We start from the raw sequence: 14,132 nt of genomic DNA on the forward strand, positions 1-14,132 counted from the left end.
ATGTATCGTACCCATGCAAAGTAAAGTTGGGAACGATGTCTCTTACTATACGAGAGCGCAGTCAAAAAGTCGCCGATTGTATCAAAACGAATGCAAAGCAAGGGATAGAGTCGATAGCAACCACCCTTGGCATCAGCAAAAGTAGTGTGCATCGTCATCATCAGGCCATTGCACGTCGCAACCAGCATCCGGAATCAGGTTTGTGGGAAACTGCGGCTGGGACTGCCTGGCTATTACGTCTGGTGGTGGGGGTGATCTATCACTTTGGCATTAAGCACGGGGTAGGAGCCGAGAGCCTATCGGAGTTCTTCAAAGCCGTTCACCTCGATACCCATGTGGGGAGTTCTGCGAGTGCGCTACGTCAACTCAAACACCGTCTCTATGAGGCCATAATGGCCTACGAAACGGCGCAAGCCGAGCAGTGCCAACCGGTCAACAAACCTGGCATCTGTCTCGGAGGGGATGAAACCTTTTTTGGCCTGCCGATTCTGGTGCTGGTGGAGTTAGCCAGTGGGTTCATTTTTACAGAAGTGGAATGTGAGAACCGCCGTTATGACACTTGGCTCAAACAGACTGAGACCTGGTGGCATCAGACCCAATGGCAGTGTCACTTTATGGTCAGTGATGGAGCTCGTGCCTTGGTCAAACTAGCGCTCTGCGGTCTGGGAACAGCCAGTGTGGCGGATCTATTCCATGCGATGCGGGCGCTCGGACGTCCTATCGGCAGTGCTCTGGGACGTCAACTCGCTCAGCTTGAAAAACAAGTAGACACCCTTCACCACCAATTAGGCCAAACAACAGACAAGGCCAAGCAACAGGTCTTGTCTTCGCAGCTAGAGTCCCTCTCTCACCAACACCAACAGCTTGAACAAGATCAACACATTTACCATCAGGCCTTGGCAGACATTAGCCAAGCGGTCCATCCCTTCACGCTCGACACGGCCCAATGGCAATTCTTCGACGGCTTAACCACACAACTGACCGTTCCCTTGAGCACCTTGAGCAAGTTGACTTGTCTCTATGGGGGCGATACGGCTCAAAAAGCGATTGCCACCTTTCAAGCTCAGATCCCCCATTTTGCCACGGGGATTCATGCCTGGTGGCAGTGGGTGATCCAGGCCTTAGCCACTGAAACTCAGGAGGTTGACCTCCAAAATTGGGTACTGACAGCCTTGTTGCCCTGGGTCTACTGGTTACAACAAGCTGATAAAACTCGACAGCCTCACCTCAAATCTCGCTATCAACAGGCCGCTAGCGATGCCTATGATCAGCTCATGGCCCAGACGATGCCCCTACAGATGGATGCCCCTCAACACCAACACTGGGTGCAGTGGTGTCAGTGGATGTGTGCAAAGTATCAACGCACCTCCTCTGCTGTCGAAGGGCGCAATGGCTATTTGTCGCAGCGCCATCATGTCAACCGAGGCTTTTCTCATCAGTCGTTGAAGGTGCTTACCATTATTCACAATTTCGACCTGAAACGACCCGATGGCACCACCGCCGCACAACGACTCTTTAGACAGCCTTTTCCGGACCTATTTGAATGGATTCTCAGTACGATTGATGAGCTGCCAATGCCTAGACGGTCATATAAAGCACATCAGATACAACCGTTACACGCAGAACTTTTCCCGGCTTAAGTTGTTACCCCAAACAAGTTACCCAATTCAACAAAAGCGCTGCTCATGAGATTCTAAATATTACGGTTTGATGGACAGTGAATGCGATCAGCAGTCAACAGATTTGTCTCTACTGTTGTTACTAAATTTTGTCCCCGATGATTATTATCTTGATTGATTTCTAACGTTAAGGAGATGGCAATCCATACATTTCACTAATACTTAAAGGTTTTAGAGGTTTTTATGAGTTGTTCTCTAGGGATTAAACAATTGTCACAATGCTCTTTCTGTAGTTTTTGCAGGGTAAGGAGGATAGGTCACCCTAGTTACAAGCTTGAGTTAGCCTAAAATGATGATGGCGGTCTTCTAAACTTACGAAGATGCTATGTAGCATAAGGCTGGATTGTTAAATGTTAATAGAAAGAACAAAAGTTTATGCCTAAGCTTTATCTTGCAGTTACTAACCATGGGTTTGGCCATGCTACCCGTGCTGCCTCCATGGCAGCAACATTGCAACAGAGTCGACCCGATGTAGAGATTATTCTGGCAACGACAGCTCCCCAATGGTTATTGCAATCTTATCTACAGCCTGAGCGAGTGACCTATCGAGCGGTGAGTTTTGATATTGGTGTATTACAAAGTGACAGCTTGACAATGGATAAGGTTGCCACCTTGGAGAAACTTAAATGGATTTATGAGCATCAGGATGAGATTCTGGCACCAGAAGTTGAGTTTATTAGAAACACAGGTATTGACCTGATTATGGGGGATATTCCTCCTTTATTAACTCAGCTGGCTAAGGCGGTGAATTTACCCTGCTGGATGATGGGGAATTTTGGTTGGGACTTCATTTATCGGCCCTGGGGAGGAGAATTTGAGGCAATTGCAGACTGGATTGCAGACTGCTTTGGGGATTGCGATCGCCTTTTTCGTCTCCCTTTCCATGAAGATATGGTCGCTTTCCCTAACATCACTGATGTCGGTCTCACGGGGGGAAATCCTAAGCTGTCAGCCAATGTAATCAGAGAGAAATTTGGCATTACGGTTCCTATCGATCGCACCATTCTGCTGACGTTTGGTGGGCTAGGGTTATCTCAAATTCCCTATGAGACAGCATTACGGGCATATCCCCATTGGCAGTTTCTCACCTTTGATCACAATGCACCAGAGTTACCGAACCTGATTAAGATTGCGGAGATTGGGCTGCGACCTGCGGACATCATGGTGGTGTGCGATCGCATCGTTTCTAAACCCGGATATAGCACCTTTGCCGAAGCCTGTCGTCTAGATCGCGGTGTCGTGACGCTGCCCCGTGAGGGCTTTGCCGAAGCCCCCTTGCTGATGAATGGTATCCAACGCCATGCCTATCACCAAATTTTAGATAGCCATACTTTCTTTAAGGGGGACTGGTCGTTTTTAGAGCAACCCCTGGTACCCCCTACAGGCGAGAAACTGGCCACGGATGGTAATGGTGCGATCGCAAATGCAATTAGTGATTATTTGAGTTAACCCTAAGCCACTTGCCTATTACAGGACTCTGTTTCGCTCACGGGATACTGGGTTGGCTCATACCCTTTGGGTAATTGCGTGCCAGCTAAAATAGCATGACTTAAATCGGCACCCGTTAAATCAGTATGACGTAGATCAACGTGGCTCAGGTTGGTATGTTTCAATTTGGCATCTTTTAAGCAACCGCCTTGTAATGCAGCCTTGCTCAAATTGGCTCCACTCAGGTCAGCCCCTTGCAAATTTACGTTTTCCAGATTGGCTTCACTAAAGAGGGTATTGCGGCAGTCTGTTTGAGCCATGTTGCTATTTTGCAACTGCGCCTGGCAGAGTGTTGCACCCACAAGACTGGCCTCCGTCAAAACGGCATTTTGTACCTGGGCATTGCTGAGATTAGCCTTATTGAGGATGGTGAGCTTTAAATTAGCCATCGTCAGGTTAGCGTTTGCTAGCAAAGCTCCCGTTAGAATTGCCCGGTCTAAAATTGCCCTGGCAAAGCTGGTGTGACAGGCATTGATATCTTCTAAAATTGCCTGGGTTAAATTGGCTTCACGGAAGTCAGCTGAGATGAGCTTGGCTTGTCGCAAGTTAGCCTGTTGCAGATCAGCAGTATAAAAAAGGCTGTTCTGCAAGTCTGTATGGCTCAGATTACATTGACTCATTTGCGCCATGCAGCCATCAACGCCTGCTAAGGATGCTTTGCAAAAGTTACTGTCGGTTAAGATGGCTTCCCTGAGGTTGCTACCGTGTAGATCCGCCATGGCAAAATTGGTGTGCTGTCCGTCCACTCTAATCAAGCTGGCATCCCTGAGGTTAGCTTCCCGCATGTCCACGCCTGTCAATCTGGCCCAATCCAACTTGGCCTGGGATAAATTTGCGGTGTAGAAAATTGCCTGCGAAAGGTTGGCTTGAAATAAATTAGCACCAGAGAAATTACTGATACAGCCGTCCACTTGACTGAGGTTAACCCTAGGTAACTCGGCTCGGATCAACAGTGCCTCTCTCAGTTGAGGTGCCTCTGTGTCAGGTGCTTGCATGCGACGCCAATGATTCCATGCAGCAACTCCCTGCATAATGACAATGATCGGGCTTGGAGGCAGCATTTAGGCTCAAGGTAGATGCGATGTCAAGGTCTTAAAAACACCCGGTATCTGTAAGCTCAAGATTCCCTACTCGGTAATTGATACAACGTTTATAGGTGGAAACTTTAGGTGTTAGGTAGCAAACCCATGTACCCTGGACTAGGCTTTGTTCTTGTCCAAAATGCTTGGCGTACCTTAAAAGAAATTACAGATTGCAACTTGGACGTGACTGTAAGTCCTGCTCTATGCTGAAAAGCATGATGAGTCTTTACTTCAGAGGGCATCACCATGATTCCTACCACGTCAACGTCCGTGCATTATCAGACTGTGCTAACCTTACAAACCCGTCCTAAATCATTGCAGCGATTTACGATGCAGGTGCAAGATGCTGTCCGTGAATCTCGGGTGAGAACCGGGCTTTGCTGTTTGTTTTTACGCCACACTTCAGCCAGTTTGGTGATCCAAGAAAATGCAGATCCGGATGTGCTGGTTGATATGGAAAACTTTTTGGCCAAGTTAGTACCTGAGGGTAATTACTATAACCACAGTGCTGAGGGACCAGATGATATGCCTGCCCATTTGCGGACGGCCTTGACCCATACATCGGAGCAGATTCCTATCATAAATGGTCGGTTGGCGTTGGGTACCTGGCAGGGAATTTACCTGTGGGAACATCGTAGCCATGGTTATCACCGAGATGTTGTAGTTCACATTACGGGTGAAACGTAAGGTGGTCTGCTGCCCACTGGGTAATGGAAAAGAGTTAATAGTTAGAGTTATAGAATAAGTATGGCCATTGATCTGGGGGGAGCCCCAACACCTCCACCGGGGTTTCGTTCCGGATTTGTTGGGATTGTGGGACGTCCCAATGTGGGAAAGTCAACGCTAATGAATACGATGGTGGGGCAAAAGATTGCCATTACTTCGCCCATTGCCCAGACGACGCGCAATCGCCTGCGTGGGGTGATGACGTTGCCGGAGGCGCAGGTCATTTTTGTGGATACCCCTGGTATTCACAAACCCCACCATGAGTTGGGCAAAGTGCTGGTCAAAAATGCCCGCATTGCCATCAACTCTGTGGATGTGACGTTGTTCGTGGTGGATGGTACCAGCGAGTTAGGTCGTGGTGATTTGTTTATTGCAGATTTGCTGAAGCGTAGTGAGGTGCCGGTTGTTCTAGGTATCAATAAAGCTGATTTACAGTCTGAGACTAAGGCCCAGATGATTGATATTAGTTATCAAGCACTGGCTGATGAGAATGGCTGGCCTGTGTGTAAATTTTCAGCGGTGACAGAGACAGGTCTGAAGGCTTTGAAATCAAGCTTGATCGAACGACTAGATGCTGGCCCTTATTACTATCCACCTGATTTAGTCACCGATCAGCCTGAGCGTTTTATCATGGGCGAGTTAATTCGTGAGCAGGTGTTGTTGCATACCCGTGAAGAAATTCCCCATTCTGTTGCTGTAACGATTGAAACAGTTGAGGAAACGCCTAAGATTACCAATGTGCTGGCGACAGTTTATGTAGAGCGCAAGTCTCAAAAAGGAATTCTCATTGGCAAAAAAGGGTCGATGATGAAGACAATTAATACAGCTGCCCGTGAGCAAATGCAAAAGCTCATTGCTGGCAAGGTGTACTTAGAGGTGTTTGTGAAAGTGCAAGACCGATGGCGGCAGTCGCGATCGCACCTGGCGGAACTTGGCTATCGAGTTGAAGAGTAAGTGAGGAAGTTCTCCTATGAATTTGGTTTAGCAAGGTTTCTAAAGAGAGTATATTGGGGTTCAAATAACAATTTTATGGTTCCTGTAGGACCATTACGGTGCTTAGCGATGATGACTTCTGCGAGACCTCGATCAGGGGTGTCAGGGTCGTAGTATTCTTCGCGATACAGCATCATAATTAAATCTGCGTCCTGCTCGATAGATCCACTTTCACGAAGATCAGACATCATGGGGCGTTTGTTGGTACGCGACTCGACACCGCGACTGAGCTGGGAGAGAGAGATAATTGGCACATTGAGTTCTCTGGCAAGCCCTTTTAGCGATCGCGTGATTTTAGAGAGTTCTTGGACTCGGTTATCGCTACTGCCTTCCATAAGCTGGAGGTAGTCGATCAGGATAAGTCCTAAGGCACCACCATTTTCAGCTTTAAGACGACGACATTTAGAGCGCATCTCAGTTACTGAAATATTGGGCGTATCATCGATAAAAATAGGGATTTGAGACAGAGAACTAATGGCATGTCCCAAAGGTTCCCACTCATGCTGCCCAATGCGCCCAGTGCGTAGGCGACCACTTTCAATTCTGGCCTCTGCCGATAGCAGACGATACACGAGCTGCTGTTTGGACATCTCCAAACTGAAGATAGCGATGGGTTGCTTGTGTCCGCCTGCAATGTTGCGAGCCACGTTCAGGACAAAGCTTGTTTTGCCCATGGCCGGACGTCCAGCAGCGATGATCAGATCAGATCGCTGAAACCCCTGAGTCATGGCGTCGAGATCATAGAAGCCGCAAGATAAACCAGGCAGCACCATGCCCATGGAGCGCTGTTCGATATCGTCGAAGGTTTCAGTCAGGATGTCAGATGTCGCAGTGAGCCCTTGCTGGGGACGCTCTTGGGTAATGCCGAAGATCTTTTGCTCAGACTGGTCGAGGACCATTTCGATGGCAGTTTCAGTTTCATAGCCGAGCTGGGCAATTTCACCCCCGATTTGGATTAGTTTACGGCGGGTGTATTTATCCATGACCAGTTTGGCGTACTGGTCAATGTTAGCGGCGCTGATGGTGCGGTCAAACAGCTGGGCCAAGCGGGCTTGCCCGCCAGCTTTTTCAAGCAAGTTGTGATCTTTGAGCCAGGAGGCAACGGTCATCAGGTCAGTGGGTTTGCCCTTAGCCTGTAGTTCAAGGGTAGCTCGATAGATTTCGCGGTGACTGGCAATATAAAAGGCATCGGGGACCAAAATTTCAGTAACACGACCCATGGCCTCTGGGTCCAATAAAATACCGCCTAAGATAGCCTCTTCAGCGTCGATGTTCTGAGGTGGTAGGCGATCAAAATCTGCTTGAAACTTATGTTCTTTAGCCATGATGACCTTCAGGCAATATGGTGAGGGGAGCTAAAAGAGGGGAGCGGCAAGCGGCATGAAAATATTTGAAGCGCATGCCGGATAGTTACGTAGCAGTCTATGCCACTCCCTGTTTATCAGTATCTTAGCCATCCACATCTAGCGTCAAGGGTGATTACAAAACGCTATAGATAGAGAAGATAACAGGGAAAACGAGTATTTATAACCTGGCTACAGGTTTTTTAGTTCATTTGTATTATATGCGCTTTGCCCTGACATGATCTAGTGTGTCAGAGTTCTCAGGGGGCTTTTGCAAAGCATTCATCCCCTTTCATAGTTAGTTCGCGTACGTTGGTTGCCCATAAGGAAGCCCTAGATTTGATGAGCAACCTAGGGCTTGATCGAATGATGAGTGCATTGTATTGCAGGCATTTAAGCGCAATGCTTGCAGTGGGTTAGATAACCTAAGCAACCCGTAGCCGTAGTTCTGCAGTGACTTCAGCGTGGAGCTTAACCAGCACAGTGTACTCACCCAGCTTATTGATGGGGGGAACATCAATATCGCGCTTGTCGATGTCTTTACCAGTGTTGGTCTTGATCAGCTCGGCAACTTCATCAGCAGTGACTGTACCGAAGATTGCCTCATTTTCGCCCACCTCTTTCTTGATGGTGAAGAGACCGATGGTTGCGATCGCAGTCTTCATGGCTTCAGCATCTTGCTTAATCTGCTCAAGGCGCTGACGCTCCTCTTCACGGCGGCGCTCTACCTGTTTGAGCACACCGGGAGTTGCCCGATACCCCAAACCACGAGGCAATAAATAGTTGCGAGCATAGCCAGGAGCTACTTCGACGAGGTCGCCTGTCTTACCTAGCTTGCTAATATCTTGACTTAGAACTAACTGAACCCGTTTTGCCATAATGATTCTGCTCGAGCCCAGATAAAGCGCGCTTTGAGTACGTTTTGGATGCAATCCTTCAACGTAAAAACGGTTTATGTGGCCCAGTCTCCTTCTTTGACCCGTAATAAAACTAGTGCAGTCTAACATTCTATAGACTCAGGTCCGCCTGAGGCAACTTTAAAATACGAAGTGACGAGCCTGGCACTTTTTGAGGTGTGGAGTTATTAGTCAATTGGTTATTAATACCTGACTTGGATCAGCTCTAGGGTGGTACAGGTGTTTGTTCATGACCACCTTTGGTAGAAGACTGTATTCCAAATCAACAAGCACTGGCTCAATCACCCGATTGGGTGAACCGGTTGGGCGTAGTGATTATTAGAGTCTCAAAACTAATCTATAGAAACCTTAGGTAGCCCGATGTTCCGACCGACTAGTTTTGGAGACTAACTTTATGAGTATGCATAGATCTCGATTGATCCGTCGTCTAATGATGGAAAGTGTGATTGCCTTGAGTGCTATAGGAGCTGTGGGCATGCTGCCTGGCATGCCGGTTGCTGCCTTTGAACCTGTGGCTCCATGGCAACTTGCCCAAAGTTCTTTATATTCATCATCACCAGGACGTTTTGAGATCGCATTTCCCACACCTCCAGACGTCACCACTGAAGATGATGACATTGAAGGGGATCCGGTTGCAATCCATATCTTTGAAACGTCTAGTTCTAACAGTCAATATATGGTTGCGTATTCTGATTTGCCCACCACTTTTCTGAGCCAAGGGTCAGAGGTTGTTCTCAATAATCTAAGAGACTCATTTGAAGACATTGACCCTGCAGTTTTAAAAGCTGTAGAAGTGAACGTTCAGCTGGGGGGGCACCCAGGTCGGCGCTATCGCTATAGCCATGATGAAGGAACCATTGACATGCGTTTCTATCTTGTCAATGAGCGTGCCTATTTGCTATTTGCTATTGACGATAATGAGACAGATGTCGATCGGTTTATCAGCTCATTCGCGCTGCTATAAGTTGTTGGCTCAAGGGGGATGAAATGCATGACATTTGAAGTATGCTGTGGGCGTTGCTGAGCCTTGAGAGGAGTTAATCTGACAATGCTGATTCAGGGTGATTTTGTCCTCGCTTCATCCCTTCAATTAGCAACGGTATGCTGTGAATTTCATGCCTGGATACGTTAGGTTGAGTTTGATTTGAGAAAATAGGCGTTAGTCGTTTTTGGATGCCATGTTACATTATGCGCGCGCTTGGTGGCGTCACTACTTTCCTCCACACGTTGAGTCACCTAGTGTATTGAGCGTTTATAAACAGTGGCGACAACAATTTTTCCATCAACGTCTGAGACTGTTGATTTGGCTATTGGTATTTGTGCTGGTCAGTTTTGTCTTATTTGAGACTTGGGTCTGGTTAACGGTGCCGGACTATATGGAACGGAATGACTTTGTGATTAATGGTGTGATTGGATTCGTGTTTGCCGTAGCACTGGGTCTACAGATGCTCCCATGGGGGAAACAACATCCAGGGTTAATCTTCTGGGGAATGTCAGCTGGAGTAACGCTTTCATTGCTGACTGCGTCCTTAATTGGCGGTAATATAGATGATTCTGACATCATCCTGTGGACCATGGTGTTTTTAGCTCAGTCGACCGTGGTGCCCGTTCGATGGCAACTGCATTTGCGATCGCAACTAACGCTTTTAATTCCCCTAACGTTGCTGATCACAGTTGCCTTTTTCAATGTAGAAAACGCAGCGGAGCGCTCTAACTTAATTCTGGGCTCGGTGGCCGCTTACATTTATTTGTTATGGGTGTGTTTTGTGGCAGACTTGTCTGTCTACCTCTACGAGCGATTACGCTACAAAGAGTTTGAAGCGCGGCAAGAAATACAAACCTTTTTGCATGCCGTTTCCCATGACTTACGTAATCCTGTAACGGGTACTCAGCTATTGCTCAAAAGCTTGTTAGCCCAGCCCGGAGACACAATTGCGATGCCTCGCACTTTGCTAGAGCAGATGCTGCAGGGGGGAGATCGTCAGCTGGTCCTAATCAATAGCCTGTTGGAGGCTCACAATAACAATTTAAAAGGTCTGGTGCTACAGCGACAGAATGTCTCGCTATGTTCTCTCGTTGATGCAGTTTGTCAGGAGGTGGCTCCACAACTACAAGAATCGAATATTATGGTGGCTAATCAGCTGTCTCCTGAGTTGCCAACCATTGCTGGTGATATGACTCAGCTGTGGAGGGTGTTTCATAATCTGATTATCAATGCCTTAAACCATAATCCACCAGGTATTTCCATATGGATTAAGGCTTCGGTGGAGTCTCAGCCTCAGCCCCATATACGTTGTTCTGTGCGGGATAATGGTGTGGGCATGACAACTGACCAATGCACCCATCTTTTTAGCTTATATTCCCAGGGACATCGTCGGCGTCATTTGAGCATTGGCTTAGGATTACACATTGCACAGCAGATTGTTGCTGCCCATGGTGGCACCATCGGTGTGGAATCTGACTTGGGGGCAGGCAGTACTTTTTGGCTAACGTTGCCCTTAACTAACCCAACCCCTTCTTAGGGCTAATACGGCTGCTTGCACTCGATCATTGACTACCAGTTTGTTCATAATGCCCTTCACATAGGTTTTAACCGTGTTGGTACTCAGAAACAACTTCTCGCCGATTTCTGGATTGCTATACCCTTCAACAATTAACTTGAGCACTTCCAGTTCGCGGGCCGATAGGGGATGATCTGGAATCGGAGCTGGTGGCTGGTGGGTTAAACAGGTCACCACCTGCTGGGCAATTTGAGGATCTAGATAAATCCCTCCGCTGGCGGCAACGTTGATGGCCTGCATCAGGGTATCGATATTGGTTCCCTTAATGCAGTAGGCGTCGGCTCCGCTAGAGAGAGCGGCGATCACTTCAGTTTGATCGGTATGGGAGGTGAAAACCACAACCCGAATGTTGGGGAATCGCTGTTTAATTTCTTGTGTAGCTGCGATGCCATCCATGCGGGGCATGCCTACATCCATGAGGACAACATGGGGCTGTTCTGATGCGGCCATGGCTACACCTTGATAACCATCACTGGCTTCACCAATGATGGTTATCGTCTCCTTGTGCGCAAGGGAATGGGTGAGACCCAGACGCATCATGGGATCATCTTCGACAATCAAAATATTGAGCGGCATAGGACCATGTCACCTTGGTCGTGTGGGTTGAGAGTGGTCTGCCTCTGAAAGGCTGAAGCTTAGCTACCAAGTATAGATGAGGGATGTTCCCGTGCTGAAATAGCGGCTGTGTAGGGAGACGCTAAATATTTTGGGCGAGAAGGGTGATGTGGATTGCGATCGCACCCCATTCACTACAGAGCTTGAAGTGTCAGGCTCTGTCGCGTCCATACCTGTCATACCGACAGCTGTAGTGGCAGTGGGTTGCCAAGCAGTCAGTTGCCACAGGGAAGATTCAGCACGGGAGATGTGCAGGGGAACAAGCCAAAACGCAGTGAGGGCTATGCCACCCAGCATTTTGATAGCAAGGGAGGGGGCCAATGTCATAGGGAAGTGTGTCTACGCATTATGTCCCTAATGTATAAATTGGCGTCCGACCTGACATCCCCCAACTAGATCACCCGATTGGGTGATGTGCTAGAACATATCTTTCATGCCACGAATACGCCCAAAAACGCGGGCAGGCTCTTTCATCTTAGCGGTTGCCTGGAGTGCGGGTTGGTCCCAGCGCAAAAAGGGATTAGTTTTTTTCTCAATACCTAGCCATGAGGGGACTGTGGCCTCCTGACGTTTGCGGGCTACTTGTACCTGTTGATAACGGTCTTGCAAATCTGCGTTTTGCCCATCTACGGTCACTGCAAATTTGAGATTGCTGAGGGTATATTCATGGGCGCACCAAACGCGCGTATTGTCTGGCAGCTGCCGTAATTTGCTCAGAGAATTGACCATTTGGGCTGGGGTGCCTTCAAATAGTCGTCCACAGCCACCGGCAAATAGGGTATCACCGCAGAATAATTCTCCCGGCTGATGCGCTTCAACCGGGGCAAAATAATAGGCAATGTGGCCTTTGGTGTGACCAGGCACAAAGAAGACTTGGCCGGTGCGTCCACCAAATGTGACGGTATCACCTTCGTGGAGGAATACTGTTTGGCCAGGAATGCGATCGCGATCAGCTTCACTAGCGTAAACCGTTGTGTTAGGAAATTTAGCCAGTAGTTCACGATTACCCCCCACATGGTCACCATGGTGATGGGTGTTGAAAATAGCGATGAGTTCAGCACCCAATTCCTCAAGCTTACTTAAGACAGACTGCGCTTCAGTTGGATCAACAACGGCTGCCCTAGGTCCATCCTGAAGCAAAAAAATATAATTATCTGACCAGGCGTTGAGGCGATGGATTTGCATACTAGAAGTGGAAGCGCTACCACCTCTAGTATGACGGAAAGCTTCTCTATTGACCCAGGCTACCTAGCTGCCGCTCTCGCATATATAGAAAGAGGGGTAGAGAGCAGGACAAACCCACACCCAAGGTGCAACCTAAATAGAGCCATAGCCAACGTCGGGATAGGCCAATTCGCGATAGTTCGAACCAGGCGAAACAGAAAAAGACCAGACAAGAAATAGATAAGTCAACGGTGAGGGCGATACCCACTGGTGTAGAAAATGCTTGGGCAAAAAACTTTGAGGCTGAGGCAGTCCCTGAGAAGAGAAACTGATCTAGAAATATCCAAGGCAGGATGCTACCGATAACAGTTAGCGTCAGATACAGTTTGCACCTTAGAGGTCTGGATTGCTGGATAGAGATAGTGCTCATCATGAGTTTCCGTAGCGGTGATTGCACCGATTATGGCCTGCCCACATAATAGAAACAATTACCTTTGAGGTAATCGAATTAGTGAAACTTTGAAACTGATGTCAGCAGCGCCGTTCACAACATTGCTGAAATCCTGGCGGAAGCAGCGTGGCTTTAGTCAGCTAGCGCTAGCGCTAGCCAGTGATGTATCCCAGCGGCATCTAAGCTTTTTAGAATCGGGGCGTTCCCAGCCCAGTCGAGAGATGATTTTGCGACTGGGAACGGTTTTAGAAATACCGTTTCGTGATCAAAATACGTTGCTAACGGCAGCCGGGTTTGCCCCTGTTTTTGTAGAGAGCGACTTATCTGCACCGGAGTTAGCACCGATTCGTCAAGCACTGGATTTTATGCTGCGCCAGCAGGAGCCTTATCCGGCGATCGTGATGGATCGCTATTGGAATCAATTGGAGAGTAACCAATCGGCGCAGCGTTTGTTGACATATCTGATTAAACCGGAGCAGCTAATGAACTGTTGCTTGGCCAGTGGGCAGATAAATTTAATGAAGGCGATGCTCCGCCCGGATGTGTTGCGGCCAATAGTGATTAATTGGGAAGCTGTGGCTGCTGTGTCAATCCGTCGGATCCATCGTGAGGCAGTGGCCGCTGGTGAAAAGAGTCTGTCTGAGCGTCTGTTCCAGGAAATGTTGAAATTCCCTGACATCAAAACTCTTTGGCAATCAAACGATTATGAATCTTGGCAGGTGCCGTTGTTAACGGTCAAGTTTGAGAAAGAAGGCACTACCCTGGCATTCTTTTCCACTCTGGCTACGTTAGGCACACCCTACGATATCACCCTACAAGAGTTACGAATTGAGTGCCTGTTTCCAGCTGATGAAATCACAGCAGAGAAGATGCATGGGCTGGCAAAGGAGCAGGCAAATGCATAACCTAAGCGTTACTGATCCTCCTCTAAAGCAACAACGGAATCACTTAAATGGTGGCCAATTATCACTTTGGCTCATCATAGGTGTCATTTCTTTTTAGAGTGGATATAATTGTTGCTGAGCTGCTCATGGAGGTAGAGCTGCTAAGTACTTGGTCGTAAGTGTCAGAACACAGGCTGTTTAGCACTTTTGACAATATTAAGGAACGTCA

At 48.0% G+C, this 14,132-nt stretch carries 14 protein-coding genes; 7 read left to right on the top strand and 7 right to left on the bottom strand.

Translation table 11 applies throughout. The features are described from left to right. Window positions 1-35 precede the first annotated feature (35 nt). Window positions 36-1,640 carry a DUF6399 domain-containing protein gene (locus U2F10_RS24710; protein WP_499873577.1) on the top strand — a complete coding sequence of 535 codons (1,605 nt, stop codon included), beginning with the start codon at window positions 36-38 and terminating at the stop codon, window positions 1,638-1,640. Between the two features lie 414 nt (window positions 1,641-2,054). Then, window positions 2,055-3,128 carry a glycosyl transferase gene (locus U2F10_RS24715; RefSeq protein WP_499873578.1) on the top strand — a complete coding sequence of 358 codons (1,074 nt, stop codon included), beginning with the start codon at window positions 2,055-2,057 and terminating at the stop codon, window positions 3,126-3,128. 2 nt (window positions 3,129-3,130) lie between these two features. On the opposite strand, the gene U2F10_RS24720 is transcribed toward U2F10_RS24715, so the two are convergent. Next, window positions 3,131-4,228: a pentapeptide repeat-containing protein gene (locus tag U2F10_RS24720; RefSeq protein ID WP_499873579.1), complete on the bottom strand. Its 1,098-nt coding sequence runs from the start codon at window positions 4,226-4,228 to the stop codon at window positions 3,131-3,133. Between the two features lie 267 nt (window positions 4,229-4,495). On the opposite strand from U2F10_RS24720, the gene U2F10_RS24725 reads away from it, so the two are divergent. Both U2F10_RS24725 and era read left to right on the top strand, forming a co-directional pair. Beyond that, window positions 4,496-4,936 carry a secondary thiamine-phosphate synthase enzyme YjbQ gene (locus tag U2F10_RS24725; protein WP_163696428.1) on the top strand — a complete coding sequence of 147 codons (441 nt, stop codon included), beginning with the start codon at window positions 4,496-4,498 and terminating at the stop codon, window positions 4,934-4,936. Between the two features lie 60 nt (window positions 4,937-4,996). Next, window positions 4,997-5,929: a GTPase Era gene (gene era, locus U2F10_RS24730; protein WP_499873580.1), complete on the top strand. Its 933-nt coding sequence runs from the start codon at window positions 4,997-4,999 to the stop codon at window positions 5,927-5,929. 14 nt (window positions 5,930-5,943) lie between these two features. Here era and dnaB read toward each other — a convergent pair whose 3' ends face one another. Further along, window positions 5,944-7,293, bottom strand: a complete 1,350-nt coding sequence (gene dnaB / locus U2F10_RS24735) for a replicative DNA helicase (protein WP_163659144.1) — start codon at window positions 7,291-7,293, stop codon at window positions 5,944-5,946. Window positions 7,294-7,736: 443 nt separating this feature from the next. Further along, window positions 7,737-8,189, bottom strand: a complete 453-nt coding sequence (gene rplI / locus U2F10_RS24740; protein ID WP_163659145.1) for a 50S ribosomal protein L9 — start codon at window positions 8,187-8,189, stop codon at window positions 7,737-7,739. A gap of 433 nt (window positions 8,190-8,622) precedes the next feature. Between rplI and U2F10_RS24745 the strand changes: the two genes are divergently transcribed. Both U2F10_RS24745 and U2F10_RS24750 read left to right on the top strand, forming a co-directional pair. Next, on the top strand, window positions 8,623-9,192 hold the full coding sequence (locus U2F10_RS24745; RefSeq protein WP_163659146.1) for a hypothetical protein: 570 nt from the start codon (window positions 8,623-8,625) through the stop codon (window positions 9,190-9,192). A gap of 280 nt (window positions 9,193-9,472) precedes the next feature. Next, on the top strand, window positions 9,473-10,750 hold the full coding sequence (locus U2F10_RS24750) for a sensor histidine kinase (RefSeq protein WP_163696426.1): 1,278 nt from the start codon (window positions 9,473-9,475) through the stop codon (window positions 10,748-10,750). On the opposite strand, the gene U2F10_RS24755 is transcribed toward U2F10_RS24750, so the two are convergent. The 4 genes from U2F10_RS24755 to U2F10_RS24770 all read right to left on the bottom strand — a co-directional run bounded on the left by U2F10_RS24755 (window position 10,727) and on the right by U2F10_RS24770 (window position 13,001). Next, the gene (locus tag U2F10_RS24755) at window positions 10,727-11,365 is read right to left on the bottom strand and encodes a response regulator (RefSeq protein WP_163659148.1); all 639 of its coding nucleotides are present in this window, start codon (window positions 11,363-11,365) and stop codon (window positions 10,727-10,729) included. The genes U2F10_RS24750 and U2F10_RS24755 overlap by 24 nt on opposite strands. 63 nt (window positions 11,366-11,428) lie before the next feature. Then, entirely contained in the window at window positions 11,429-11,731 is a 303-nt protein-coding gene (locus tag U2F10_RS24760) for a hypothetical protein (protein WP_499873581.1), read from the bottom strand. 90 nt (window positions 11,732-11,821) lie between these two features. Next, on the bottom strand, window positions 11,822-12,589 hold the full coding sequence (gloB, locus tag U2F10_RS24765) for a hydroxyacylglutathione hydrolase (RefSeq protein ID WP_163696424.1): 768 nt from the start codon (window positions 12,587-12,589) through the stop codon (window positions 11,822-11,824). A gap of 46 nt (window positions 12,590-12,635) precedes the next feature. Beyond that, window positions 12,636-13,001, bottom strand: coding sequence for a DUF2834 domain-containing protein (locus tag U2F10_RS24770; protein WP_250565580.1), 366 nt, complete (start codon window positions 12,999-13,001; stop codon window positions 12,636-12,638). A 95-nt stretch (window positions 13,002-13,096) separates the two neighbouring features. Here U2F10_RS24770 and U2F10_RS24775 point away from each other — a divergent pair, with 95 nt between their 5' ends. After that, window positions 13,097-13,924 carry a helix-turn-helix domain-containing protein gene (locus tag U2F10_RS24775; RefSeq protein ID WP_499873582.1) on the top strand — a complete coding sequence of 276 codons (828 nt, stop codon included), beginning with the start codon at window positions 13,097-13,099 and terminating at the stop codon, window positions 13,922-13,924. The last annotated feature ends 208 nt before the right edge of the window (window positions 13,925-14,132 follow it).

Source organism: Leptothoe sp. EHU-05/26/07-4 (assembly GCF_043421015.1).
Lineage (GTDB): Bacteria > Cyanobacteriota > Cyanobacteriia > Phormidesmidales > Phormidesmidaceae > Leptothoe > Leptothoe turfae.

Coding starts and splice junctions, on each gene's coding strand:
- U2F10_RS24710 (WP_499873577.1), top strand. CDS start 36: ATGTCTCTTACTATACGAGAGCGCAGTCAAAAAGTCGCCGATTGTATC.
- U2F10_RS24715 (WP_499873578.1), top strand. CDS start 2,055: ATGCCTAAGCTTTATCTTGCAGTTACTAACCATGGGTTTGGCCATGCT.
- U2F10_RS24720 (WP_499873579.1), bottom strand. CDS start 4,228: ATGCTGCCTCCAAGCCCGATCATTGTCATTATGCAGGGAGTTGCTGCA.
- U2F10_RS24725 (WP_163696428.1), top strand. CDS start 4,496: ATGATTCCTACCACGTCAACGTCCGTGCATTATCAGACTGTGCTAACC.
- era (WP_499873580.1), top strand. CDS start 4,997: ATGGCCATTGATCTGGGGGGAGCCCCAACACCTCCACCGGGGTTTCGT.
- dnaB (WP_163659144.1), bottom strand. CDS start 7,293: ATGGCTAAAGAACATAAGTTTCAAGCAGATTTTGATCGCCTACCACCT.
- rplI (WP_163659145.1), bottom strand. CDS start 8,189: ATGGCAAAACGGGTTCAGTTAGTTCTAAGTCAAGATATTAGCAAGCTA.
- U2F10_RS24745 (WP_163659146.1), top strand. CDS start 8,623: ATGAGTATGCATAGATCTCGATTGATCCGTCGTCTAATGATGGAAAGT.
- U2F10_RS24755 (WP_163659148.1), bottom strand. CDS start 11,365: ATGCCGCTCAATATTTTGATTGTCGAAGATGATCCCATGATGCGTCTG.
- U2F10_RS24760 (WP_499873581.1), bottom strand. CDS start 11,731: ATGACATTGGCCCCCTCCCTTGCTATCAAAATGCTGGGTGGCATAGCC.
- gloB (WP_163696424.1), bottom strand. CDS start 12,589: ATGCAAATCCATCGCCTCAACGCCTGGTCAGATAATTATATTTTTTTG.
- U2F10_RS24770 (WP_250565580.1), bottom strand. CDS start 13,001: ATGATGAGCACTATCTCTATCCAGCAATCCAGACCTCTAAGGTGCAAA.
- U2F10_RS24775 (WP_499873582.1), top strand. CDS start 13,097: ATGTCAGCAGCGCCGTTCACAACATTGCTGAAATCCTGGCGGAAGCAG.